Source organism: Bacillus sp. NPDC057893, assembly GCF_042796455.1.
Lineage (GTDB): Bacteria > Bacillota > Bacilli > Bacillales > Bacillaceae_G > Bacillus_A.
This window is the reverse complement of record NZ_JBHVNG010000002.1, coordinates 997,336-1,020,811: the sequence shown is the minus strand read 5'-3', so window position 1 is coordinate 1,020,811 and position 23,476 is coordinate 997,336. Positions and strand designations below refer to the sequence as shown.

General features: G+C 35.0%; 21 protein-coding genes and 5 pseudogenes. 7 read left to right on the top strand and 19 right to left on the bottom strand.

The window, feature by feature from the left end; translation table 11 throughout:
- Nucleotides 1-103 precede the first annotated feature (103 nt).
- Together ACFVQC_RS14020 and ACFVQC_RS14015 are read left to right on the top strand one after the other, a co-directional pair.
- Entirely contained in the window at nucleotides 104-1,090 is a 987-nt protein-coding gene (locus tag ACFVQC_RS14020; protein WP_377898516.1) for a F510_1955 family glycosylhydrolase, read from the top strand.
- Between the two features lie 15 nt (nucleotides 1,091-1,105).
- A pseudogene (locus tag ACFVQC_RS14015) lies at nucleotides 1,106-1,835 on the top strand (urease accessory protein UreH domain-containing protein).
- 50 nt (nucleotides 1,836-1,885) lie between these two features.
- On the opposite strand, the gene ACFVQC_RS14010 reads toward ACFVQC_RS14015, so the two are convergent.
- On the bottom strand, nucleotides 1,886-2,761 hold the full coding sequence (locus ACFVQC_RS14010; protein ID WP_377898515.1) for a LysR family transcriptional regulator: 876 nt from the start codon (nucleotides 2,759-2,761) through the stop codon (nucleotides 1,886-1,888).
- Between the two features lie 142 nt (nucleotides 2,762-2,903).
- Here ACFVQC_RS14010 and ACFVQC_RS14005 point away from each other — a divergent pair, with 142 nt between their 5' ends.
- Entirely contained in the window at nucleotides 2,904-3,611 is a 708-nt protein-coding gene (locus tag ACFVQC_RS14005; protein WP_377898514.1) for an alpha/beta fold hydrolase, read from the top strand.
- 71 nt (nucleotides 3,612-3,682) lie between these two features.
- On the opposite strand, the gene ACFVQC_RS14000 is transcribed toward ACFVQC_RS14005, so the two are convergent.
- Entirely contained in the window at nucleotides 3,683-4,597 is a 915-nt protein-coding gene (locus tag ACFVQC_RS14000) for a hypothetical protein (RefSeq protein ID WP_377898513.1), read from the bottom strand.
- A gap of 269 nt (nucleotides 4,598-4,866) precedes the next feature.
- Between ACFVQC_RS14000 and ACFVQC_RS13995 the strand changes: the two genes are divergently transcribed.
- Nucleotides 4,867-5,097: a DUF896 domain-containing protein gene (locus ACFVQC_RS13995; RefSeq protein WP_002148814.1), complete on the top strand. Its 231-nt coding sequence runs from the start codon at nucleotides 4,867-4,869 to the stop codon at nucleotides 5,095-5,097.
- A 50-nt stretch (nucleotides 5,098-5,147) separates the two neighbouring features.
- Here the strand turns inward: ACFVQC_RS13995 and ACFVQC_RS13990 are convergent, their stop codons facing one another.
- The 6 genes from ACFVQC_RS13990 to deoC form a co-directional block, all read right to left on the bottom strand.
- Nucleotides 5,148-5,630 carry a CcdC family protein gene (locus ACFVQC_RS13990; RefSeq protein ID WP_002148816.1) on the bottom strand — a complete coding sequence of 161 codons (483 nt, stop codon included), beginning with the start codon at nucleotides 5,628-5,630 and terminating at the stop codon, nucleotides 5,148-5,150.
- A 15-nt stretch (nucleotides 5,631-5,645) separates the two neighbouring features.
- Nucleotides 5,646-6,041, bottom strand: coding sequence for a DUF2871 domain-containing protein (locus ACFVQC_RS13985; RefSeq protein ID WP_002148817.1), 396 nt, complete (start codon nucleotides 6,039-6,041; stop codon nucleotides 5,646-5,648).
- 180 nt (nucleotides 6,042-6,221) lie between these two features.
- Nucleotides 6,222-6,617 (bottom strand): cytidine deaminase, encoded by a 396-nt coding sequence (locus ACFVQC_RS13980; RefSeq protein ID WP_002148820.1) that lies wholly within the window; start codon nucleotides 6,615-6,617, stop codon nucleotides 6,222-6,224.
- 33 nt (nucleotides 6,618-6,650) lie between these two features.
- Nucleotides 6,651-7,952: a pyrimidine-nucleoside phosphorylase gene (locus ACFVQC_RS13975; RefSeq protein ID WP_002148821.1), complete on the bottom strand. Its 1,302-nt coding sequence runs from the start codon at nucleotides 7,950-7,952 to the stop codon at nucleotides 6,651-6,653.
- A 36-nt stretch (nucleotides 7,953-7,988) separates the two neighbouring features.
- Nucleotides 7,989-9,170 carry a NupC/NupG family nucleoside CNT transporter gene (locus tag ACFVQC_RS13970; protein WP_002035026.1) on the bottom strand — a complete coding sequence of 394 codons (1,182 nt, stop codon included), beginning with the start codon at nucleotides 9,168-9,170 and terminating at the stop codon, nucleotides 7,989-7,991.
- Between the two features lie 105 nt (nucleotides 9,171-9,275).
- Nucleotides 9,276-9,947, bottom strand: coding sequence for a deoxyribose-phosphate aldolase (gene deoC / locus ACFVQC_RS13965; RefSeq protein WP_002012110.1), 672 nt, complete (start codon nucleotides 9,945-9,947; stop codon nucleotides 9,276-9,278).
- A 156-nt stretch (nucleotides 9,948-10,103) separates the two neighbouring features.
- On the opposite strand from deoC, the gene ACFVQC_RS13960 reads away from it, so the two are divergent.
- Nucleotides 10,104-10,466 carry a hypothetical protein gene (locus tag ACFVQC_RS13960; RefSeq protein ID WP_377898512.1) on the top strand — a complete coding sequence of 121 codons (363 nt, stop codon included), beginning with the start codon at nucleotides 10,104-10,106 and terminating at the stop codon, nucleotides 10,464-10,466.
- A gap of 48 nt (nucleotides 10,467-10,514) precedes the next feature.
- Here the strand turns inward: ACFVQC_RS13960 and ACFVQC_RS13955 are convergent, their stop codons facing one another.
- Both ACFVQC_RS13955 and ACFVQC_RS13950 read right to left on the bottom strand, forming a co-directional pair.
- A complete protein-coding gene (locus tag ACFVQC_RS13955) occupies nucleotides 10,515-11,462 on the bottom strand; it encodes a DNA-binding transcriptional repressor DeoR (RefSeq protein ID WP_002148824.1) in 948 nt (315 codons plus the stop codon).
- A gap of 152 nt (nucleotides 11,463-11,614) precedes the next feature.
- Nucleotides 11,615-11,729: pseudogene (locus ACFVQC_RS13950) on the bottom strand (Holliday junction resolvase RecU); the annotation flags it as partial.
- Nucleotides 11,730-13,667: 1,938 nt separating this feature from the next.
- On the opposite strand from ACFVQC_RS13950, the gene ACFVQC_RS13945 reads away from it, so the two are divergent.
- On the top strand, nucleotides 13,668-13,769 hold the full coding sequence (locus ACFVQC_RS13945; RefSeq protein ID WP_000505688.1) for a YjcZ family sporulation protein: 102 nt from the start codon (nucleotides 13,668-13,670) through the stop codon (nucleotides 13,767-13,769).
- Between the two features lie 390 nt (nucleotides 13,770-14,159).
- Here ACFVQC_RS13945 and ACFVQC_RS13940 read toward each other — a convergent pair.
- The 7 genes and pseudogenes from ACFVQC_RS13940 to ACFVQC_RS13910 all read right to left on the bottom strand — a co-directional run.
- A pseudogene (locus ACFVQC_RS13940) lies at nucleotides 14,160-14,324 on the bottom strand (transposase); the annotation flags it as partial.
- A gap of 23 nt (nucleotides 14,325-14,347) precedes the next feature.
- Nucleotides 14,348-14,596: pseudogene (locus ACFVQC_RS13935) on the bottom strand (transposase); the annotation flags it as partial.
- 817 nt (nucleotides 14,597-15,413) lie between these two features.
- Nucleotides 15,414-16,394: an alpha/beta hydrolase gene (locus ACFVQC_RS13930; protein ID WP_377898511.1), complete on the bottom strand. Its 981-nt coding sequence runs from the start codon at nucleotides 16,392-16,394 to the stop codon at nucleotides 15,414-15,416.
- Between the two features lie 186 nt (nucleotides 16,395-16,580).
- Entirely contained in the window at nucleotides 16,581-17,948 is a 1,368-nt protein-coding gene (locus ACFVQC_RS13925) for a sensor histidine kinase (RefSeq protein ID WP_377898510.1), read from the bottom strand.
- Nucleotides 17,945-18,619 (bottom strand): response regulator transcription factor, encoded by a 675-nt coding sequence (locus tag ACFVQC_RS13920; RefSeq protein WP_001142154.1) that lies wholly within the window; start codon nucleotides 18,617-18,619, stop codon nucleotides 17,945-17,947. Before ACFVQC_RS13920 ends, ACFVQC_RS13925 begins: the two co-directional genes overlap by 4 nt.
- 179 nt (nucleotides 18,620-18,798) lie before the next feature.
- Nucleotides 18,799-19,035 (bottom strand): annotated as a pseudogene (locus ACFVQC_RS13915) (GNAT family N-acetyltransferase); the annotation flags it as partial.
- Between the two features lie 147 nt (nucleotides 19,036-19,182).
- A complete protein-coding gene (locus tag ACFVQC_RS13910; protein ID WP_377894434.1) occupies nucleotides 19,183-20,070 on the bottom strand; it encodes a LysR family transcriptional regulator in 888 nt (295 codons plus the stop codon).
- Nucleotides 20,071-20,212: 142 nt separating this feature from the next.
- Between ACFVQC_RS13910 and ACFVQC_RS13905 the strand changes: the two genes are divergently transcribed.
- Entirely contained in the window at nucleotides 20,213-20,971 is a 759-nt protein-coding gene (locus ACFVQC_RS13905) for an NAD-dependent epimerase/dehydratase family protein (RefSeq protein WP_377898509.1), read from the top strand.
- Between the two features lie 451 nt (nucleotides 20,972-21,422).
- On the opposite strand, the gene ACFVQC_RS13900 is transcribed toward ACFVQC_RS13905, so the two are convergent.
- Nucleotides 21,423-22,049 carry a LysE family translocator gene (locus tag ACFVQC_RS13900; protein WP_377898508.1) on the bottom strand — a complete coding sequence of 209 codons (627 nt, stop codon included), beginning with the start codon at nucleotides 22,047-22,049 and terminating at the stop codon, nucleotides 21,423-21,425.
- 234 nt (nucleotides 22,050-22,283) lie between these two features.
- Nucleotides 22,284-23,363, bottom strand: coding sequence for a non-hemolytic enterotoxin subunit C (gene nheC / locus ACFVQC_RS13895; protein ID WP_377898507.1), 1,080 nt, complete (start codon nucleotides 23,361-23,363; stop codon nucleotides 22,284-22,286).
- Nucleotides 23,364-23,476: the final 113 nt, after the last annotated feature.

Here is a 23,476-nt window from a genome sequence, read left to right as displayed (position 1 = left end):
TTCATTACTATTCCACTTGAGATTATGCATACCACTCCACAATTTCTTGACATTTATTCCATATACTTAAAATCTCATACATATAGGAAAGGAGCCTACAAACGTGAAACATTACGTAGGACTAGCCATTACTTCATTATTTATAATTACAGGATGCTCTAATAATGTAGAAACACAACAAGTAAAAAAAGAAACGGTTCAGTCTCAGCCAAAAAATAAAGAAAAAGCAAATACGATTCCGCAAAACTTCTATAAAGAAATTACATCCGGAAAAATCGCGCACATTCATGGAATTGGCTATGCAGGAAATATGCCAGGGATTTCTATCGCAACTCATAGTGGTATAAAAGTTTATCAAAATGGCAAATGGTTTGAAACCGCTACACAGCTACACGATTATATGGGCTTTCAAGCAACGAAAAATGGATTTTTTGCTAGTGGGCATCCGGAACTAGGTGCAAATTTAAAAAACCCTTTAGGATTAATGAAAAGTTCTGATGGCGGCAATAACCTTGAAAAGCTAGCATTCTATGGAAAATCTGATTTTCATAACCTTGCTGTCGGATATAATACGGAAGCGATTTATTTATACAACGAACGTCCTAATTCTAAATTACAACAAGGTTTTTATGTCAGCACAAACAGTGGACAAGAATGGAAAAATAGTAAGTTAAAGGGCCTTTCGAGTACTATCCACTCCTTTTCAGTGCATCCGGATCAATCTAGTGTTGTAGCAGTAAGTGCTAAAGACGGCGTTTATTTATCTACAGATTACGGGAATACTTTTAAATTATTCTCTAAATCTCTTGAATCGACCGCAGTTACATTTAGCGATGAAGATGTCATTTATGCCTCTATTAATAAGGAAAACAAACAAATGATAACGAAGCAATCTATCGCTACAAATGAAGAGACAAACATACAAGTTCCATCTTTAGATCCTAAAGATACAATTATATATATTTCACAAAACCCTCAAAATTCAGCTGAAATGGTATTTGCTACAATGAAAGCAAATGTATTCCTCTCCACAGATGACGGTAAAACGTGGAAACAGATTACTAAAAATGGCACATTACAATTTAATTAGAAAGGTGAATATAACGTGTTTTCAACAATTAGCGAGTGGAGTTATCAACTCATGTCTCCTTTAATGGATGTCGCGAATGCTACGAAATCAACTCCTCTTTTATTTGCGTTTTTATTAGGCATAGTAGGTACCCTTGCTCCTTGCCAATTAACAGGAAACATTAGCGCTATTACACTTTATCCCGCATTAACGGGCAGTAAAACCCCCACTGATTAAAGTTTCACTTTATGGAAATCAATCTTTACAAAAGGGGCATGCCTGGAAACATATACTGTTATTCATTTTAGGAAAAGGAATTCAGCAAACATTAACTTTGTATTTCCCATGGTTACGCAAACTAATCGGACCTTTATTAATTTTAATGGGGCTAATATTATCAGGCATGATAATAGGAAGAAATTTCTTCTCTACCATCTTCCCTATCACATTTATACGAAAACAAAATGAAGTCAGCTCATTTTTGCTTGGGTTCTTCTTTTCGTTAGCTTTCTGCCCTACTATGTTTGTGCTATTTTTCGGAACATTAATACCACTCTCTTTAACATCTAATTACAGGGATTTTTATCCTACCTTTTTCTCTATAGGAACTGGTCTACCTATCATTGTATTAATGTCCATCATCTCCTACCTAGGCTTAAATGGGACACTACTTAAAAAGAGCCGAAAAATAGGAAAAAATATTCAGCGTATAGCTGGTGTACTTCTCATTTTAATCGGACTTTATGATACCGCTCTATATTGGTAATACATACAAAAGGTAAGCTTCAGTGAAATGAGCTTACCTTTTGTATCATTTTATTCATTTTTCTTTTGTTGTAATTGCGCTAACAAATTCGTAACAAATGCGAGAAACAATGGATCTTTCTCTTTTTTAGGCGACCACTGCATAATGAGTTGTCGCGAGATTTTAATTTCTATCGGTTGCACGATAAAGTCATGAATGATTTGTTTATGAAGTCCTGATAACGGAACGATTGTTATACCGTTAACTTGTAAAGTAAGTGCTAATGCCGAGCTAATTGACTCTGACTCCATCACTTTATTAACTGTTATTTCATTTTTCATCAAATATGGTTCAAGTACTTCTTTACAACCAGAAAGTGGCATAATAAAAGGATAATTTTTCAACTCTTTACTAGTAAGGTTAGGTGGAATAGTCTTTGAAGAAACTATAACATAAGGATCTTCACCAATAACTTCATAGTGAAATCCTGGTATTAGATTTTCTTTTATAGAAATAGAAAAATCAGCACTTCCAGCAGACAGCCAATCTAAAACTTCTTGATAGCTTCCCTCTCTAACTGCAAGCACATACTGACTTTGATCAATATTACCTAATTGGATACACTCCGCCAAACAATATACAGTAACGGAAGGATACGTAGCTAATACAATCTTATACGAACTTTTATTTTTCAATTGTAAAGCTGTTTCTTCAAGATTTTCATACTCCATTAGAAGTCGATCTACACAAACTAAAAATTCTTTTCCATTTTCAGTTAACATCGTTCCTTGCCTAGAGCGATCAAATAAAGTTAAAGCATATCGTTTCTCTAGTTTGTTTATAATATGGGTTATTGCTGGTTGCGTCATATGTAATTCCTTAGCTGCTAAACTAATGCTGTTCAACCGAGCCACATTTTTAAAAACTTTAAAATCAAAAACGTTCATTCTGTTCTCCTTATATAAAAGATATTTATATCATCTATAAATAACCTTCATTATATTTATCAAACCACTTCCTATACACTAAGTATACATCATCAATTTTACAAAAAATAAAGCATATAAACATTAGAGGAGTGTTGATTAAATGAGTACTTACGTTTTAGTGCATGGAGCATGGCAAGGTGAATGGGCATGGAAATTAGTGAAACCTCAATTAGAAGCTTTAGGTCACACAGTTGTTGCACTAGATTTACCTGGAAGCGGAAAAGATATGACTCCCTCCCAAAATGTAACGTTAGATTCCTATGTTGATGCAGTAACAGATGCTATAAAGCAACAAAATGAAAAGGTTATTCTTGTTGGACATAGTATGGGTGGAATCGTTATTACCCAAACCGCTGAATATATACCGAATAAAATCGATAAATTAGTATACCTTTGTGCATTCTTACCGCAAAATGGAGAAAGCCTTGGTAGTAAACTAGCCGGAGAGGCTGGCCCACAATTCTCTGTAAATGAGAATGACATGACTGCAAAACTTATACCTAATCTGATTGAACAAACATTTTTAAATGCTACAGAAGACGAAGCGATTAAAGAAGCTTCTTTCAAACAAATGCGTCCTCAACCGTTAGGACCATTCCAGCAAGAGCTAAAAATTTCTGAAGAAAGCTTCGGAACTATAGATCGCATTTATATTGAAACAACTCTAGATAGAGCGATTCCGATTGATTTTCAGCGCCGAATGAATACAGAAACTCCTTGCACGAAAATAATTACTTTGGAAGCTGATCATTCACCATTCTTTTCTAAAACAACAGAACTTGTTAATTACTTAAATGAATTAAGCTAAATTTCATTTAATGAAAATAGACACCCGCGGGTGTCTATTTTTCATGCTAACTAAGGATTGTATTTTCTTCTCTACATTTGCATTCCCTTTTGCTTCATCTCCCACTTTTTATACAGTAATACTGCCCCAAATAAGAATACCCCTGCAATGAATGAACTTACTGGTAACATTTTTATCATTTCATCAGGAAATACGAGTGGAAGTAAGGGAAATGCATACGCTGCTGGAATACGTACTCCAACGATTTTCAACAAAATAAACATCAATATCATATTTAATAAAGTAACTACAATCCATGAATCGATTGCAAAGTACAATAAAGTTCCAACAGTCGCCGATATAGTTAATACTACTATTTGTTTAAATGCCATTTTTTCATTGTACATTGGTTTTTGAAGCGATTCATATACAACAACTAATATTGGCGGAATAACCGCTAATTGTTCATAACCAGTGATCCAACATATACTTATCCATACAAAATTTAGTATTAAAAATACAAACATATATTTATATTGTATTTTCACTTTTCTCTCAATACCATTATTCAGTTTAAATATAAGAACACCTAGCATCAATATAAATGTCAAAATGCAGACAGAAATAACAAATGACCATTCAGTCGCATTTGTTACTAATGGTAATAAACCAGTTGCAATAGACGGTGCTAAATTTGATTGTATAACACGTAAAAACAGCATCATGAATATAAGTGTTAAGCTAACTTTTCCTATATACGCTATATCCATTTGATTCACTGCAAAACCAATAACAGCTGTTATTGACGGCGCAATAAAGATTTTTTCTGGTTGTCTTAGCCATCCCGGCTCACGATATGCCCATAAAGCTATTGCCATCGCAGCTATTTCCGGCAAAATTACTTCTGGATTATCTAATAGTACACCAGCTGCGACCATTGCTAAAATAAATAGAATTGCAATGCTATATGAAATAATTGTCTCTTTCCTTGAAATTACTGAATCCATTATTACATACTCCTTTTTATTATCTCTTTTCATTATGCTTGTATAAATGCGGTCAATACAAAGAATCTTTGTATACCCTACTTAGGTATTGTATACAAATAATTTTCATATTTCAAGTATTACTTATCTACTTAGTTTCTCCATACTATTTTATATACAGTATAAAGAGTTGATTTTTTACAGGCATTGACACCTTATAAAAGATAGGTTACAATAACTATAAATTAGTAAGTTACTAATTTAAAATAAAAATCTTAGAGGTGAAAGAAATGAAAAACATTTTATTCCGTATTAATGAATTAGCAAAAAAAGAAAAAACTTTAGGATTAAATAGTGCAGAAAAACAAGAGCAACAAATGCTAAGAAAAAGCTATACGAAAGAATTCCGCGGAAGTTTAGATTCCATTTTACTAAATACAACAATTGTAGATTCTAGCGGAGAAAATATTACTCCACTTGCTTTACAGCATGCCCAAGACCGTTTGAAATTTAGCGAATGAGCTCCGTGCTAAAGAATACATTCAATAAAACATAAAAAGAGCTGAAATTCCTATATAGAAATTCCAGCTCTTTTTATTGTCTTTTCTAATTTAGTATACGAGCGATACATAGCAATTCTCCACGATACGATCATCGCAAAGGCAAGTAAGAAAAACATCCCGCTTAATTGTGCTAAATCAATCGATTGACTTAAATATGATTTAAGTCCTACTCGTACAGCTAATAATCCAACTAAAATAAATATGAACGCTTTTGACGGTTTCATATATATGTCTTCACCTTTTATTTCGAACTTAGATGTTTTAATAAGAAATATAGAGAAAATAAGTCCTATACTAATTGCCTCTACTATTTCTAACGATGTTAACCGAAACTCTGGTAAGAAGTACATCGATGCGCCAGTACTCATAAAGATTGGCGGTAATATAATTTTCTTTTTCGTTACCGGTTTTTTCGCTGACTTAACTCGAAGAAACATTACACCAACAGCCATACAAACTGCTACGATACTTGATAAAAGTGCTAAACTCATACTCTCCACCCCTATCTATTTAAAAGACTTTTTGAGCAAAATCATAAACCAAACAAGCCCGACACTTATAATGACATGAGCTAATCCAGCCATATGGCTTAAACCGTTAAAGTCTGTTCCGTTTACTTGTAAAATACCTCTAAATACCATTGTAGCGATTGTAAAAATTAATCCTATGTTATACACAACAAACCATACACGAAAACTTTTTGTTTCACGGACATTAAATACTTTAAATAGAGCCAAAGCGACCAAAAAGAATACGAAGCCGAGCACTAATACGTGTGTATGCACTAATTGCAACATAGTGGATCCTTTAATTCCTTGCGCTTTTGTATACTCTCTAGCAAATACACCTGATAATAAACCAATAATTAAGTAAATGAATGCTGCATTATATAATTTCTTCATTATATTCCTCCTGCTGTAGAACGACAATTAATATCGGCACTTTCCATATTCACTGCAATCATTTTACGCAAAGTTTATGAACGGAATATGAACAGAGTATTACATTGTTATTTTGGTTTTTTATTTCTTGAAAATAAAAAGGCCATTCCACAACTATTAATTGTGGAATGGCCTTCTAACTTATTTTAAATCTTCAATTGAGAAAGCACCCGGCAACAATTGTTCAACCGTCACTTCTTTTTCATCGCCTTTTACATTCGTTAGTAAAACAAGCATTTTCGGATCACAGAATTCAGCAATAACTTGTCTACAAGCACCACATGGTGAAATCGGTCCGTCCGTTTCGCCTGTAATGACTAAATAACTAAAGTCGCGCTCACCTTCTGATACTGCTTTAAAGATCGCCGTTCTTTCGGCACAGTTACATAAGCCGTAAGAAGCATTTTCTATATTACAACCCGTATAGATTTTACCTTCTTTCGTAACTAACGCTGCGCCAACAGGAAATTTTGAATACGGAATATATGCTTTTGATAACATCTTATTTGCTTCTTCAATATATTTTTTCTTATCCATATTATTTCCTCCTCAAAGTAAATGTAATTATGATTAATCAGTAATAACTGTATGAACTAATTTAGGAGCCACTGCTGTTTCAGAGATAGAAATGTTTTCATAAATTTTTGCTTTTACATCTTCTACATTTTCACGATTTGCATAAATCGTTACGAACGGCTCGCCTTCTTTTACTGCATCGCCAACCTTTTTACGTAACATTAAACCTACAGCTAAATCAATTTCATCTTCCTTCGTAGCACGACCTGCACCTAGTAGCATGGCAGCGATACCAATTTCATCCGCAACAATGTTAGAAATAACACCTGAAGTTTTAGCTGGTACATCAATTACATACTTCGCTTGTGGCATTTTTTCTGGATTGTCTACAATCGAGCTGTCTCCGCCTTGATTGCTTAAGAACTCTTTAAATTTCTCAGTTGCTTTTCCGTTTTTCATAACTTCAATTAACATTTCACGAGCTTCTTCTAATGTATTAGCTTTTTTCGCAAGTACAACCATTTGGCTACCTAATACAAGTACTAATTCTGTTAAATCTTCTGGACCTTCGCCTTTTAAAGTATCAATTGCTTCCTTCACTTCTAGAGCGTTACCAATTGCAAAACCAAGAGGTTGTGACATATCTGAAATTACTGCCATCGTTTGACGTCCAACATTATTTCCGATACGTACCATTGCATGAGCTAATTCTTTTGCATCTTCTTCTGTTTTCATAAATGCACCAGCACCTGTTTTTACATCAAGTACGATCGCATCAGCACCAGCTGCAATTTTTTTACTCATAATTGAACTTGCGATTAGAGGAATCGAGTTTACTGTTCCTGTTACATCACGAAGTGCATAGATTTTTTTATCAGCAGGTGTTAAGTTTCCTGTTTGTCCGATAACAGCCACTTTATCACGGTTTACAATATCAATGAATTGCTCTTTCGTAATCTCAACGTGGAACCCTTCCACTGCTTCTAATTTGTCAATTGTTCCGCCCGTATGTCCTAAACCACGACCAGACATTTTTGCTACTGGTACATCTAAAGCAGCAACTAATGGTCCTAATACTAATGTTGTTGTATCACCAACACCGCCAGTTGAATGCTTATCTACTTTAATGCCTTCAATTGCTGATAAGTCGATTGTTTCTCCAGACTCAACCATTGCCATTGTTAAATCTGCACGTTCACGATCCGTCATATCTCGGAAGAAGATTGCCATTGCAAGTGCACTCGCTTGATAATCAGGAATACTTCCATCTGTATATCCATTAATAAAGAATTTGATTTCTTCAGTCGTTAATTCTTTTCCATCACGTTTTTTCGCAATAATATCTACCATTCTCATTACAATCACCATTCCTTTTCATATTATATGAATCTTTTAAAATAATAAGCCAACGATTGTTGCTGATAAGAAACTTACTAACGTTGCACCGAAAAGTAATTTCAAGCCGAATCTTGCGACTACATTTCCTTGTTTTTCATTTAAGCTTTTCACCGCTCCTGCAATAATTCCAATTGAAGAGAAGTTTGCAAATGATACTAAGAATACAGATATAATCGCTGTCGTTCTATCTGAGAAATTAAAGTTTCCTTGCGCTAAATCTGTCATCGCTACAAATTCATTTGATACAAGTTTTGTCGCCATAATATTACCGGCATTAACTGCTTCATGCCAAGGAACACCCATGATAAATGCAAATGGTGCAAATACATAGCCAAGAATTTCTTGGAATGAGATACCAATTACACCTTTAAATACTGCATTAATAAAAGCGATAAGGGCAACGAAACCGATTAACATAGCTGCTACTGTAATTGCAACTTTAAATCCATCTATAATATATTCCCCTAATACTTCAAAAAAGGTCTTTTTCTCTTCTTCTTGTACTTCTAACATATCTTCTTCTTCAGTAACCTCATACGGATTAATAATAGAAGCGATAATAAAACCACCAAATAAGTTAAGTACTAAAGCGGTTACAACATATTGTGGTTTTAATAACACCATGTACGATCCAACGATAGACATAGAAACGGTAGACATTGCAGATGCACATAATGTATACATTCTCTTTTCTGGCAATAATCCTAGTTGTTTCTTAACTGAAATAAACACCTCAGATTGCCCTAAAATCGCAGAAGCAACAGCGTTATATGATTCTAATTTCCCCATTCCATTTACTTTACTTAATACTAGACCGATAGATTTCACAATAATAGGTAATACTTTAATGTGTTGCAAAATACCTATTAAAGCTGATATAAATACGATTGGCATCAATACACTTAAAAAGAACGAAAACTCTTTTTGATTTACTAATCCACCAAATACGAAATTCACACCATCAGCGGCATATTTTAATAATTCTCCAAAACCATCTGCTATTCCGCTAATTAATATATTCCCTACGCTTGTATTTAATAATAAAAACCCCAAAATGAATTGTAATATAACCATCGTTATGATTGGGCGATATTTGACTTTCTTTCTATCATTACTAGCAAGCCAAGCGATACCTAAAATCAATACGAGGCCTAAAACACCGATTAAGTATTTCATAAGCCGTCTCCTCCCATTCGTATCCGCTTACATTCTTTTCAATTGTTAAAGCAATAGATACACTTTACTTTAAACGTGTATCTATTGCTCTTCACTCTTTATTGATTAGTAGTTATCTGTAGCACCTTTTGCATCATTTAATACGATTGCAACACTAGCACTTGCTCCAACGCGAGAAGCTCCAGCCTCTACCATTTTGTCTGCATCTTCACGTGTACGAACGCCGCCAGATGCTTTCACGCCAACGTTTGGTCCAACTGTTTTACGCATTAATGCGATATCTTCTGCAGTTGCTCCGCCAGTTGAGAATCCAGTTGAAGTTTTTACGAAATCAGCGCCAGCTTTTACTGATAATTCACAAGCACGAACTTTTTCTTCGTCTGTTAGAAGGCAAGTTTCAATGATTACTTTTACAAGAGCTTTTCCTTTTGCTGCTTGTACTACTTCATAAATATCTTTTTCAACGAACTCATTGTCGCCATCTTTTAAAGCACCTACGTTGATTACCATATCAACTTCAGTTGCACCTTTTGCGATAGCATCTTTTGTTTCGAATGCTTTTGTTTCAGTAGTGCTTGCTCCTAATGGGAAACCGATTACAGTACAAACGTCTACATCATGTCCAGCTAATTCTTCAGCAGCTAGCTTTACCCATGTAGGATTAATACAAACTGAAGCAAATTTGTATTGCTTTGCCTCTTCGATTACTTTCATAACATCTTCTTTAGTAGAATTTGGTTTTAAAATTGTATGGTCAATTAACTTTGCAATATTCATTATCATCACTCCTCATATCTTTTAACAACTTCATTCTAACTCTTAGTTGAACAAATGTAAATACACTTTTGAAATTTTGTTCATTCTTTTTTAGAAGGGCATTTCTTGTAATACATTGAAAGTAGTATAAGCTTGTAAATAAAGGATGTGAACCACTTGTTTAAGTCAAAATTCTTTATATTCACATTGCTAGTATGCACCTCACTATCCATATTTATTTTTTATAAAAGGGATGTTATTTTCCAAGAAGGAAACCCCATTCCATTTGCTTTAGCTATGTCTAAGATGGTTATTCAAAATAAAGAAATGGCGGAAGTAGAACCGATAGATAATCAATACCCCTACTTAGTAAAGCGCGGAAAAATGGAACCTTTTATCAATATGCTGGAGCAAGATGGATGGACTTTTGTGGATAGAGATATTATGGCTAACTCATTAATTTTTGAAAAAGGAGATCAATCAAAGAGCGTTCCTTACAAATACTTTACAAGGTACTACACATTGATTTATTCATACTAAAAATAAAAGGCTTTCTCAAAATTAATATTTTGAGAAAGCCTTTTATTTCTAACCTTTTTGATAATGTAACAATTCTTTTGCTGTATGCTGATCGATAATTAATACATTTGCATACCCACCACGTAACGCACCATCAATTGCTTTTATTTTTCTATTACCACCTGCAACTAAAATAGAGCGTTTCTTTAATTTAAGTTCCTCTAACTCAATTCCAATTGTACGCTTATTAATTTCTTCGCTACTAATATTTCCGTCTCCATCAAAGAAACGTGAACAAATGTCACCGACAGCTTGTTTTTTCAGGATGTTCGTTTCATCCTTATCTAAATATCCTAATCGGAATAATAACGCTTCATCACGCACTGTACCAACAGTGAAAATTGCAATATTTGCTTGTTTCCCCATTTCAATAATGTGATGAATATGTCGATCCTGCTCTACTAACTCTTTTGTCACCGCATTATCAAATATAACTGGAAGGGGTAGATTTCTTGGCGTCGTTTGAAAAGCATCTGCAAATAAAGCAATCGTCTCATTCGCATATGTATTTACACTGGAGTGACTAATGCCACCTTTTAATTGGACAACCTCTACGCCTTTTACATGTTGTGGCACGATTTTTCTAGCGATTTCATACATCGTCATTCCCCAGCTTACACCAACGATATCACCAGTTTTCACTGTCTTTTCCATATACTCAGCAGCATATTTACTAATATACTCCGTAATCGTTGCATATTCTGGTACTGGAGAAAATACGACATGTGCTTCTAACAGGTTGTACTTTTCTTTAAGTAAATTCCCAACGTTATCTAAGTCAGCAAATGGATCAGCTATACTAATTTGAACAAATCCTTTTTCTTTCGCGTATTTTAATAATCTAGAGATCGTCGGTCTTGAAATATTTAATTTGTTAGCAATTTCTTGCTGACTATAATCTGATTGATAATATAATCTTGCAACTTCAACGCTTAATTGTTGTTTATCTTTTTCCATAGTAACTCATTACAAATCCTTTCCTGTATTTCCCTTTCGTTACAAGCATTATACAGCTTTATGCAAGAAATTTCGACTCCCTTATTTATCAGCCTAAACTTCTACTCCACTTAGTATTTACAATGAAACTTTATTGTGTAGCTTACTTTTTACACCTTTATAGGAGTTGGACGCTTGTTTATAAGCGCCACTCCCCTTCTTTGATACATTTCCATTTGCTAGATTAATAAGCATTTCAAATGCCATAACACGATTTCCTAGTCCTATTGTTATTCCTCACTTTCCACTTGTAATTTTCTATTTCAATTGAATATGCAATATTTCTTATTTTGTTATTGTAATATTTATTTATTAACTATCGTTTACTAGCGCATCATTAATATCCATTGATAAATCAGCATTTGTAATTTAATTCCTTATACTAAGCTCTGATAAAATACTTTTAAACACTTTATTTAAATAATTATATTGTAATATTTTGTTCTACACATCTTTACGTGTTTTATGTATTATATAGCAGAAGAGTAAGATAAGAGTTACTCTTTGCCATTTTAGGAGAGGTTCTGTTGGAGACAACAGGACCTTTTTTCGTAAAGAGATGGTTTTGTTTAATTTTTCACCACTAACCACAAAAAAATATCTTATAATCGTTATATAATAAATCAAAGGATTAGGAGTAGATCAAATGCCAGTTACACTAGAACTTATTCTTTTCATTCTTATAGCAATTAGTGCTGTTGGCTATTTAATAAAAGAATTTCAAAAAACTAGGAAAAGAACACTTGGAATTTCAATAGAATTTTTGGTTCTTTTCTGGTCAATATGGAGAATATCGACTATCATAATCTAATTTGTAAAATATAATCCCCCTTGAATGAAACTCAATATTCCGTCAATACTGTTAATAGGCTGTATGCCAAATCTCATTTAAAGTAGTTTTCTCTGTATCTCCTTGTAGGGTGCAGTTAGCTTTTGCTAGCTGCTCTTTGTTTATAATAATGCACACAATCACCTGGACTAGATATAATATTTTGTGTTCCTTTCTTTATAAAATAAAGTAGTCTTTACAAAATAGATCTCGTCACGAGAGCACTTAATAAAGTGCTCTTTTTTAGGTTTTAAACTAATACAAAATGAAATTTTTGTTATAAATAATGAACTTTCAAAGCTACTGAATTGTAAATATAAATACACTACTACATATCTATAAAGGGGCGTGTTTATATGAATCTATATCAAAGAATATCTTTAATGATTATTATTTTAGTCCCCCTATTTTTCTTAACTGTCACTCTTGTAACTGCTCGATGGGATTTCTTTTTTTGGAGCCTACCGCCTAGTTTCATAAGTGGGATAACAGCTTTCATCGCTTTTCAAAAATCACAAAAGTAGAAAAAACACTTTGTAAAGAGTGCCTTTGCAAGGCGCTCTTTTTTAACATGTACTTACCAAATAGCGGTTTTATTAAAAAGCTTCTCACATATAAATTGGACAAGCATATGCTATTGTATGGGCCCCACTCATAGAAAACTATCTTTCTATTCTAAGAGCACGCATATATGCGTGCTCTTAGATTGTTTACAATGAAATATAGAGTTTATTAATTTTCTCAATTCACTAATGGAAAAGCATCAATAAAAATATCTGTATATTTATCGAATATAGTTTTGAATTCTTATAAAACTATATAATTTTGGAGTTGGTTAATACGTTACAAAAAACTGACCGTATTATCATTATGGTCCCTCCACTTTCACAAGTGTTTGTTACATTTTTCTCATCATCAGGAGAACCTATTTCATCACAAGTTTTGTCTAATACATCTCCATACCCTGTATCAATGATTGCACTTAGTGAACTTGAAAGTAAATTATTTGAAGTCGAGTTAACATCAATACTACTTCATTTAAACTCGGAGGGAGGCACCTTAAGGTGTCTTTTTTTTATAAAAATTAGAAGCTTGGAAAAGGATATGTAATATTGCATATTAAATCGATTAGATATTATGATATACTCTCAAGGTGTGATACATAATTTCTTTAGATTGGAAAACTAAACCTTATCTACCCAATTGTGGGGGACGCCTTATGGCGTCTTTTTTTTTAGGACCTGCTCAATTAATGAGTAAAAACATAAAGTAAAGCGAATCCATTAAAATACATGAGTGACCTTAATTTTCCCCTCCTACTCAAAGGAGAGATTAAAATGGGCTTTGGTGGTAGTTGTAGTAGTTGTGGCGGCGGCTTTGCTTTATTAGTTGTATTATTTATTTTATTAATCATAGTTGGAGCTAGCTGCTTCTGCTAAAAAACTATTGGAAAAGACACTCTTATAGGGGCATAGCCATCAACTTTAAAAAAGTGTCTCCGATGCCAAAGGCATCGGAGACACTTTTTTACAATCTTTGAGTAAAATCCTGTATTTTGGGCATACTCAAATAGAACTTCCCTTGGTTCATATTTTATGAAGCCACTGGAAGTTGCTCCGTTAATACCTCTATTAAGCCTAGGATTTCAAACGGCGTTGTTTTTCGGTACCGCCGCGCTTTTTTCCCATTCTTACTAATATCTTGAAAGAGCCTGCTAAGCACTGAACCAGGATGTTGGAAAGTACAAAAAAGTGTGGTGTGTATTTTTTTTAGATAGATTTGTACCGTATAAGTGCATTTCAGCTCACTCATTTCTTTTCTATGTTTCTCCCATATAAGTGACATTGAAACCGTTCTAGTTTCATCCGTTTGTTTACATGAATGCTAAATATAGATTTCCATGTTTTGAATACAATTTCTACTTGCCATCGTAAGGAATAAAAAGCGTAAACCTCTGTAGCTGGCAATATTTCTGAAGGAGTGTTGGTAACTAATAAGTTTACGCGGCTTGCTTTTAAATATCGTTCTCCATTTGAAGCTGCTTATTTTCTTTTCTTAATTTGATTAGCTCTTGTTCTTCTGGAGATAAGTTATCTTTTTCCTTGAACGAACCGGAGGTTTGACTTTGACTCACCCACTTATCCAATGATGAGGGTGTTAGATCGTATTCCCTTATAATATCTTTTCTTGGTTTCCCATTCAGATAAAGCTGCACGATCTGTTGTTTGAATTCCGTGGTAAATGTTCGACGTTCTTTTTTAGCCATAGTAGATTCTCCTCAAATGTGTTTTCTGTAGTCTACTTGACCTTAAAATTTCTGTCCAACTAAGTGTAGCCTATCCAACCTTGCTAATCTCTTAGAATCAGATTTTGCTAATTCTGCTATCCTTACTAGTTTTGTCTCCATTTATTATTCCTACCTCTGTGTGTAGTAAATGTGTCCCTAGCAAGGGTGATAACTGGTAGCTAGCCTTTCCTCCATCGGCATTACCCAACTTCATTGGTACTACGCTGCTATCCGACTCCCTACACCGGCATTTGGTTTCCTTACTTTTTATCGCTTGTACACCATACTCTCCTAACAAGAAAAGACCGATAGGGTCTCCCGAGTTGCCGTATCATATCAATGTGTAACGTGCCAAGGTCTCTGACTCCAGAGAGGTTTTATCCATCTTTCCTTAAACGAAGGATAAAATGTAGCTTTCTGCTGCAGGTAAAGCATCAGCCCTCTCGATTTACTAACATTATGGAGCTCAATCCCTTCAACCATTTGGCTTTCGGCCCGCCACCTAACTGTCTACGCTTAAAGACTAAAGTTACCTTTAGCCCTCCAAGACTCGCTACGAGCGAATGGCTAGTTCTTACTCGACGGGAATCCCACCCGTTATATGATACGACCTAGGCTCGGCCGCACACCTGCCTCGTTAGTTAATATGAAAATGAAACCCAATGTCTTTCAGGCGAAAGTATAATCTTGGTTTGGAAATATACAACTGTTTGGACATAAAAAAGACCATCGAAACGATGGTCTTGCAGACTGTAGACAAATCCATAAAATAACGGATGAACCTTTCTCTGAACACTTACTTTACTTCTTTCATAAATAGTCTAACGTTTTCAGCGATTTCTTTGAATTTGGTATGGTGTAAATAATGTGATCCATCCATGGTTACTACTTTTCCATGTACCGAGTCTTTGATCTGCCCTTCATGCAGAGGTATCCATCCTGCTACACCTTCATTATTCGCTTGTACAAAGAGAAGAAGTGGAAGATATTTAGGGAAGGTTAAACCTTGAGCACCTTTAAAATTAGACGAAATATGGTCCATCTCATTCAAGGTTGTGTCATTATACATGTTTTTATTCGAAATCATTTTCATTTGCTCTACGGTTTTTTCATCAAATGCCAGTCCAGCATAGGGGTCAGCACTGATTTTCATAGCCAATCTTAAGAGACCTGATTTTTTGAGATATGCAAACGTTTTTAATGGGAAATTGATATCCATACCCGGTTGTGTTGCAACACTGCTATCGATTCCGACAAATGCAGTCACCTCGTTTGGATATTTGTTCACATAATCAATTCCATAAATGCCTGTAATGGAGTGGCCCATGAGCATGTATCTGTTAATATTAAGCTGCTGTAGAGCTTCATGAACTTCACTTACCATATTCTCCGTGGTTCGCTCTTTTACAGTTTCATCACTTAATCCATAACCGAAAGGCTCTACCGCAACAACTTTGTAAAATGGAGATAATTCATCGATAAGAAGCTTAAAATCAAGCCCTGGAGTAGCTGTTCCATAACCAGGCAGGAGCACGATTGTTTCATCGCCCTCGCCTTGAATTAACACATTCATATTTTTCCCGTCTACAGATACGTGCTGCCCGTAGGGCACTATTCGTTTTTTCTCCGAATGACTACTCATCACATTTGCGATATAAACAATACCTAAAAAAAGTACAATGGCTAGAACGATTGCTCCTATGATTTTAAGTAAGATGTTTCGCACTTTCTTTATTTTCATTCCACTCAGCGTTTTCTTTTCCTCTTGTTGTGTCACTGTCATCTTCTCCTGTCCTAATCTGTTTGTTTGCCTTCCTTCATGTGCCTGTAATGAAACCTTAACCAATGAAGATGTACTCCCCATGACGACAATATGAACTGAATATGAACGGTCAAAAAAAATACTACGGCTCTATATGCAAGTAAGCTTGCATATGAGTCGTAGCATAGAGAATGAATCTAACTAATCTGTTGGTGTAGTGATTGGCAAGGTGACAATGAAGGTCGTTCCTTGACCAGGTTCACTTTTCACTCGGATGTCACCTTGATGAAGCGACACGATCTGTTTAACGATAGCGAGTCCCATACCACTTCCGTCATACTTACGACTGTGGGAACGATCGGCCTTAAAAAAACGCTCGAATATACGCTTCTGGTCGTCAAGGTGAATACCAATACCAGTGTCGGATATTAGGATTGTCACGTTTTTGATATCTTGTTTGATGCTTACGTTAATCACGCCGGCATCCTCGGAAAATTTGATACTATTTCTGAGGATATTCGTCCATACCTGATTTAACAGGTCATGATCAGCAGTTACTTTAACTGTCTGTAAATCAAGCTCGAAATGTATATCGCGAGCAGACCATTGTGGCTGGAGCGTCACGATTATCCGTCGGATTTGTTCATCGAGGCTGAGCGTGACGAGCCGCAGTTGCTTTGACTGCGATTCAAGCAAACTCAGCTTTAGCAGGCTATCGCTCATTTTGGACATCCTATTCGCTTCAGCGATGATAATATCAAGATAACGGCTTCGTTCGTATTCTGAAAGGTCAACTTGCTTAAGCACTAGAGCATAACCGGATATCGAAGTGAGCGGAGACTGAACCTCGTGCGACACGTTCGTTACGAATTCCCTGCGCATCTGCTCAAGTTGCTGTAGATCGTGCATCATTTCTTCGAAGCTGCGAGCCAAAGTACCCAGCTCACTCGTTTGCTTAATATTCAACTTGACGTTGAAATCTCCAGATGCTATCCGCTTGGTCGCTTTTGTCAGCTTTTTTATCGGTCTTACCAGGAATACAGAGGCAACTAGAATCAATAAGCTTCCTGCAATCAACGAACATGTTGCAAAGACCAATGCCCACTTTGTGACAAAAGAGGCTGAAGGAGGGGCGAGCGATTCCAAAAATATCGCTTTCGTTCCCATTTCCGTTTTCAACGGCAACCCTAAGAGGACCGTGGCAATACCATTAGGAGTGTCCTGAACAACACCTCCATCTAATACTTTCTTTAGTTGCTCCATCGTCACAGGCGCAGGTTTGTGTCCGTGAAGTTTACCGTAAGACTTGAACTGACCCGTTGCTTCGTAAATTCGAATATAATAAGAATCGAGCTGCTTCATTTCACTTACGAACAAGTCCGCTTCACGTAACGGAAGGGTCTTGTAAATCCGGACGATGTCTTGGCCAAAGTTACGTAAGTTGATTTGAGCATTTTCGTTCAATTTATCTTCGAATATCCAAGTTGACACAAAAAAAGAAATGATCGTGCCCCCGATGATGGAGACTAAAAATGTCAGGACAACACGTATATATAAGGATCTGATCATTCATAAACCTCAAGCCGATACCCAAGCCCGCGCACCGTTTCGATCCGAAAATCGGGTGTTGTCGCGAACCGTTCACGCAGCCGTTTAATATGTACGTCTACCGTTCGATCATCTCCGGCGTAATCGATACCCCAAATCTGATCGATCAACTGCACGCGCGTATAGACTTGTCCGGGTGTTCCAGCGAGCTTATACAGCAATTCGAACTCCTTTAGCGGCAACGTAAGCGACTCCGTCCCTTTCATCACCTTATAGGTCTGTCGATCAAGGATGACGTTCCCTAAATGGATCGTCTGCGTGGAGCCAATCTTGTATCGTTTGAGGAGTGCCCTAACACGAACCGTCAACTCTAACGGATCGAATGGTTTGGTTAAATAATCGTCCGTCCCAAGTTCGAAACCTTTCACTTTCTCCCATGTTTCTCCTCTCGCAGTCAGCATAAGTAAAGGTAGATCAGGATTGGCTCTTCGGAGCTCCTTGCTTAACGTCCAACCATCCATAATCGGCATCATAATGTCAAGTACGACAAGATCGACATTCGTTGAGATGTAGACGGCCAGTGCTTCCTTGCCGTCCGCTGCTTCAGCTGTTGCGAATCCGTCGTTGCGTAGAAATAAACAGACGAGTTCGCGAATGTTCGCATCGTCGTCAGCAACTAGTATAGTAGGCATCGGTTCCCTCTTTTCCCTGTTTTCCACCGCATTATTTCAAGTAATCATTATACTATAAATTAACACGTATGTTGATTAACCAAAGTAATACAGTTTCTTGATTTATCGACCTGTAGAATTCAAGTATTTCTTTTAAACTAATTTGCCACTCAATTGACAAGGCTTCACAAAGAAACAGGCGTGTGAAACCTGCAAATGACAAGCACTCCCCAAACTACTCCAGTAATTACACCATCTGAAATAACACGTCCCATACCCACTAATTATTTTTCATCAAATGCGTAAATGGCGTATCAACTTTGATTGCACATTCGTTCCAAATCATTACTTGTTAATTTAAGTGAATTCCATCATAAAGATTCATATAGGTTTAGTAATTAGTCAAAGTTATTAGGGTGTTCTGTCTTATAATTTATATATTACCATATAATTACTTCCTGATTTTTGTATATTATAGTTCTACATCGACACATGATATATAACTTTTTCTCATTGCTTATTGAACTAATCTGCTCCGTTCAAGAAGAACCACATCAGTTTAAATAACTCAGATTTTGGAAAAATTAAATTGATTCAAATGATACCCACCTTTTAGTAATCTCAGAAAATTTCTTAGTCGCGAGTGAGGTTGGTTTTCTTATAGCTAATCCAATAGTTCGATAGCTATCACTTTCAAGTGGAATGGCTGCAAAAGAAATTTTTGATGTCGGTATAATCATTTCTGGCAATATACTAATTCCTAGATTATTCTCCACCATGGAGATCACTGAGTATTCATTCATATTTTCGAATCGAATATTGGGGCTAACTTTATTCTCCCTAAATATTTTTTGAATATCATCATAACACTGATATGTTGGCATAATAAAAGGTACATTTTCTATTTGTTGCATTGATACTTGGTTTTCCTTACATAATGGGGATTGGTTAGATACAACACATAAAAGTCGATCCCTCTTCAATTGTACGATTTCAAAGGATTTTTCAAATGATTCAAAGTAAGTATCATTATTAATAAATCCACAATCTAATCTCCCGTTTTGTAACCAATTCTCAACCTCAGCATAGTTTCCTTCCAGTAATTCGATTTCAATATTTGGAAATTTCTCCTCCATTTTTTTAAGAATACCAGGAATCCAGTTTTTAGAAATACTCGAAAAAACCCCCACTCTTACTGTTCCTTTTTGGAGCCCATTGATAGCGGATACTTCCTGCTTCAGCATGTTGTTATAGTATAAAATTTTCCGAACGGTAATTAAAAGCTCCTCTGCATTTTTGGTCAATGTTAAAGTAGAGTGATTACGAATAAATAAAGGAAAGGAAAACTCTTTTTCCAAACTGCTAATTGCATGACTTACAGCAGATTGGGTGAAACCTAACACTTCTGCAGCTTTTGTAAAACTATTGAGTTCTGCCACTTTGTTAAATATTTCATATTTTGTTAAAGTCACTATGGTCCTCCTCATGAATTTTATTCATGTTTCCATTATATTTCTTCGTTTTATTTAATGCCATTACCAATATACAATAAGTGCATGCTCTATTATATGACCCTTGACAAGGGATGTATTTTTTATGGAAGGATGAAGTGAAATGCAAAAAATTTTAGTTACAGGTGCTGCAGGTAAGATTGGCCAAGATGTTACAAGGTTCCTAGATAAGCAAGGGAATTACCAGTTACGGCTAGCAGATATTAACTTATCTGCTTTAGAAACTTTTAAAGATACAAATCATGAAATCATATATTTAGATGTTTCTGATTTAGCTGCTTGTCAAGAATTTACGAAAGGTATAGATATAGTTATACACTTGGCAGGTAATCCTTCGCCAAATGCTGATTTTTATGGCTCCTTATTAGAAAATCATATAAAGGGAACCTATAATATTTTTAGAGCTGCTAGTGATAATAATGTATCCAAAGTGATAGTTGCTTCCAGTGCTCAAACAATTGAAGGCTATCCTTTGGATTATCAACCACATGCTTATTCACCCACGAGACCCAAAAATATGTACGGGGTAAGTAAGTGTTTTGCAGAGGCTGTTGCTTCTTATTTTGCTTATGAAGAAGGGTTACAAAGCCTTGCTATTCGTATAGGTGCATATGATGATTATAATCCATATGGTAAACCACTAACAGCTAGAGATATGAGTGCATACTTAAGCCCAGAAGATTTTATGGACCTTCTCTTAAAGTCGATGACGGCAAAGAACTTACCTCCATTTTCAATTTTACATGGTGTATCTAACAACAGGTTTAAACGAATTGATATTGAAGGAACAAGAAAGTTAGTTGGTTATAACCCAAGTTCTGATGCTTTTGTACTAAGTGGTATTAAGTTCTTTGATTCTTGATAAAGGCATATCTAGAAAAGAGATTATATTATTGTTATTTAGCTTAAGTACATTTCTTCACAATCTCTTCTCTATTACAAAAAAGTCCCACAAACGAACGTTTTATTTAGATTCAAGAAATTTGAATCAATCTTCGTTTTAACAAGTATAGACATATAATGTTACACATTATATAAGAGAGGATAGTGACAGGCAGAATAATTCTGTATGTTCTATCCTTTTTTTGTACTATAAATGACCTCATTTACCACAACATTTGTATTGGTTATGTTAAGTGACAATAAAGTTGTTTAAAACATAATGGGGTACCGCCACATGGCGATCCCACTATATGTTAGATATGTATATAAAATTAGTATGAAGGTGTGAAATCAATTGTAAAATGGTAGTTTTAGAATAAGTAAATAAGAGAAATAACCACCATTGATTATTTCTCTTTTCATATACATATTTATTTTTGGAAAAATAGCCTAACTCCAAATGCTAATAATACTGTGCCAGTAATACCCTCTATTGTACGGTTCACTTTTTCTTTTCTTAAAAAAGTTCTTAATTGACGTATTAGTGAGATATAAAGCAAATACCATATTGCTGTCAAAGTCGTAAATGTAAGTCCTAACAAAAGAAATTGGAAAAGATGACTTTGATTGTTCACAATAAATTGGGGTAGAAAACTTAGGAAAAATACAGCCGTTTTTGGATTTAAGATTGCCGTGGTAAATCCTTGTCTAAAACTTTTAATCGTACCAATATCCTTAGAGTTCATTTCCACTGAACCTGGCATATCTTCTTTTTTAGAAAAGGCACTTTTAATTGACTTTACAGCTAAGTAAATTAAATAAAAAGCCCCAGCATATTTTATTAATGTAAATGGCATAGCAAATTTCATTAGGATAGCAGAGAGTCCTAGTGTAGCCATTATTGTATGAATCATCATTCCAGATACCGTTCCTAAGACGGTCTTTATCCCACCATTTCTACCATGCGAGATAGTGTTTTTTGTAACTAAGGCAAAACCGGGACCAGGCATTATTATAATTAGGATTGCAGTAAGGATAAATAATAAATAATTTTCCATGTTCTAGTATTTCCTTTCCAATTCTTAATTTTTCTTACAGTATAGCTTTTTTCCTTAAAACAATAAATATAAAAGGCTTGATCAGAAGTTTATCAAGGTTATTAGTATCAATTTGACCAAACATTACCCCAAGGCTACATTGATAAAACACATGGCAAGCTTATAGGTAAAATTACAAACCCGGTTCTCACAAAAAACGGGATAAAAAAATAAACAGTAGAACTAGTCCACTGTTTATTTCGCCACGCCTTCATGTAATTTTTCTGTATAATCTTTTACATCTTTCCAGCTATCTTTCGCTGTATTTAAATCTTCTTTTATAAAGGTAAATTCTTCAGGACTGATCCCTTTTACGTTTTGTAGTAAATTATTATATTTTGCACCTACCGTATACCATTGATTTGATATATTTTGCAGTGCTGTAATTGCTGCGTCAATTGTTTCTGTCATATTTGTTGTTTTATTTTTCACATCTGTCAAAATTGCGACTTCCGCTTGCGCTCCAGAAATTCTATCTTTTAAATTGGCTATTTCTCTTTCTGCATTTGCGATATCTTTTTTCGCAATCGCAATCATCGGTCCGCCAGCAAGACATGTTATTAATGCTACGCAAAGTACACCACCAGCGATAACCATATCATTACTCTTTTTAATCGAATCGTTATATGTATTTATTTGTTGCTCTAATGCTGGAATACCAGCATTCGTACTCGCCAAAATCGAGGTTAATTGATTTGTGTCTTCTTTAAAACTGTTTGTATCTTTCGCCATTCTATCGCGAAATGCTTTTAAATTCCCTAATAAAATATCTACTTCATTTTGATTCTTTAAAATGTCCGCATACAACTTTTCTAAATCCGCTTGTAACTTCACGCTATCTTTTTGATCAATCGCTGCTAATAAACGATTATAGTATATCTGAAACGTATTATTAAAATCAATAATATTTTGATCCGTTTTCATAATTTGAGGCTTCATATTATTTAGCCAATATGCCGCGTTAATTTTTGCATCTCTTTGATGCTGAATCATATTCCCTTTAAACTCACTATTAATTGAACTTATTTTACTCAAATCAGTTTCTTGTTGATTTTGAATTAATTTTGCATATGAATCCATTGCGAATATACTTGATGTCGTTTGCGCCATTACATCTTGGAAGCCTGCTGGACCGAGAGAATAATTTTTCGCATTTTCTTGTAGTATCTTTATGTTTTGTTCTGCTGCAAGAGGATGTAAAGGAAACGCATTACTCGTTGCGACTCCAGCAATCATTATCGTTAAAAGACATTTTTTATAGAAATTATTACGCATACTTATCACCTATTCTTTTTATGAGGATATGAAACGTTAGAGGTAAAAAAAAGCTCCTGCTCACTACTGAACAGGAGCTCACTATTTTATAAAAACCATCAATCTAGACGTAA

Excerpts from the sequence above, each read along its gene's own strand:
- deoC (WP_002012110.1), bottom strand. The coding sequence starts at position 9,947 with ATGAATATTGCAAAGTTAATTGACCATACAATTTTAAAACCAAATTCT.
- ACFVQC_RS13990 (WP_002148816.1), bottom strand. The coding sequence starts at position 5,630 with ATGAGTTTAGCACTTTTATCAAGTATCGTAGCAGTTTGTATGGCTGTT.
- ACFVQC_RS13955 (WP_002148824.1), bottom strand. The coding sequence starts at position 11,462 with ATGGAAAAAGATAAACAACAATTAAGCGTTGAAGTTGCAAGATTATAT.
- ACFVQC_RS14000 (WP_377898513.1), bottom strand. The coding sequence starts at position 4,597 with ATGGATTCAGTAATTTCAAGGAAAGAGACAATTATTTCATATAGCATT.
- nheC (WP_377898507.1), bottom strand. The coding sequence starts at position 23,363 with ATGCGTAATAATTTCTATAAAAAATGTCTTTTAACGATAATGATTGCT.
- ACFVQC_RS13980 (WP_002148820.1), bottom strand. The coding sequence starts at position 6,617 with ATGGATAAGAAAAAATATATTGAAGAAGCAAATAAGATGTTATCAAAA.
- ACFVQC_RS13925 (WP_377898510.1), bottom strand. The coding sequence starts at position 17,948 with ATGATCAGATCCTTATATATACGTGTTGTCCTGACATTTTTAGTCTCC.
- ACFVQC_RS13945 (WP_000505688.1), top strand. The coding sequence starts at position 13,668 with ATGGGCTTTGGTGGTAGTTGTAGTAGTTGTGGCGGCGGCTTTGCTTTA.
- ACFVQC_RS13905 (WP_377898509.1), top strand. The coding sequence starts at position 20,213 with ATGCAAAAAATTTTAGTTACAGGTGCTGCAGGTAAGATTGGCCAAGAT.
- ACFVQC_RS13970 (WP_002035026.1), bottom strand. The coding sequence starts at position 9,170 with ATGAAATACTTAATCGGTGTTTTAGGCCTCGTATTGATTTTAGGTATC.
- ACFVQC_RS13920 (WP_001142154.1), bottom strand. The coding sequence starts at position 18,619 with ATGCCTACTATACTAGTTGCTGACGACGATGCGAACATTCGCGAACTC.
- ACFVQC_RS13900 (WP_377898508.1), bottom strand. The coding sequence starts at position 22,049 with ATGGAAAATTATTTATTATTTATCCTTACTGCAATCCTAATTATAATA.
- ACFVQC_RS13995 (WP_002148814.1), top strand. The coding sequence starts at position 4,867 with ATGAAAAACATTTTATTCCGTATTAATGAATTAGCAAAAAAAGAAAAA.
- ACFVQC_RS13975 (WP_002148821.1), bottom strand. The coding sequence starts at position 7,952 with ATGAGAATGGTAGATATTATTGCGAAAAAACGTGATGGAAAAGAATTA.
- ACFVQC_RS14010 (WP_377898515.1), bottom strand. The coding sequence starts at position 2,761 with ATGAACGTTTTTGATTTTAAAGTTTTTAAAAATGTGGCTCGGTTGAAC.
- ACFVQC_RS14005 (WP_377898514.1), top strand. The coding sequence starts at position 2,904 with ATGAGTACTTACGTTTTAGTGCATGGAGCATGGCAAGGTGAATGGGCA.
- ACFVQC_RS13985 (WP_002148817.1), bottom strand. The coding sequence starts at position 6,041 with ATGAAGAAATTATATAATGCAGCATTCATTTACTTAATTATTGGTTTA.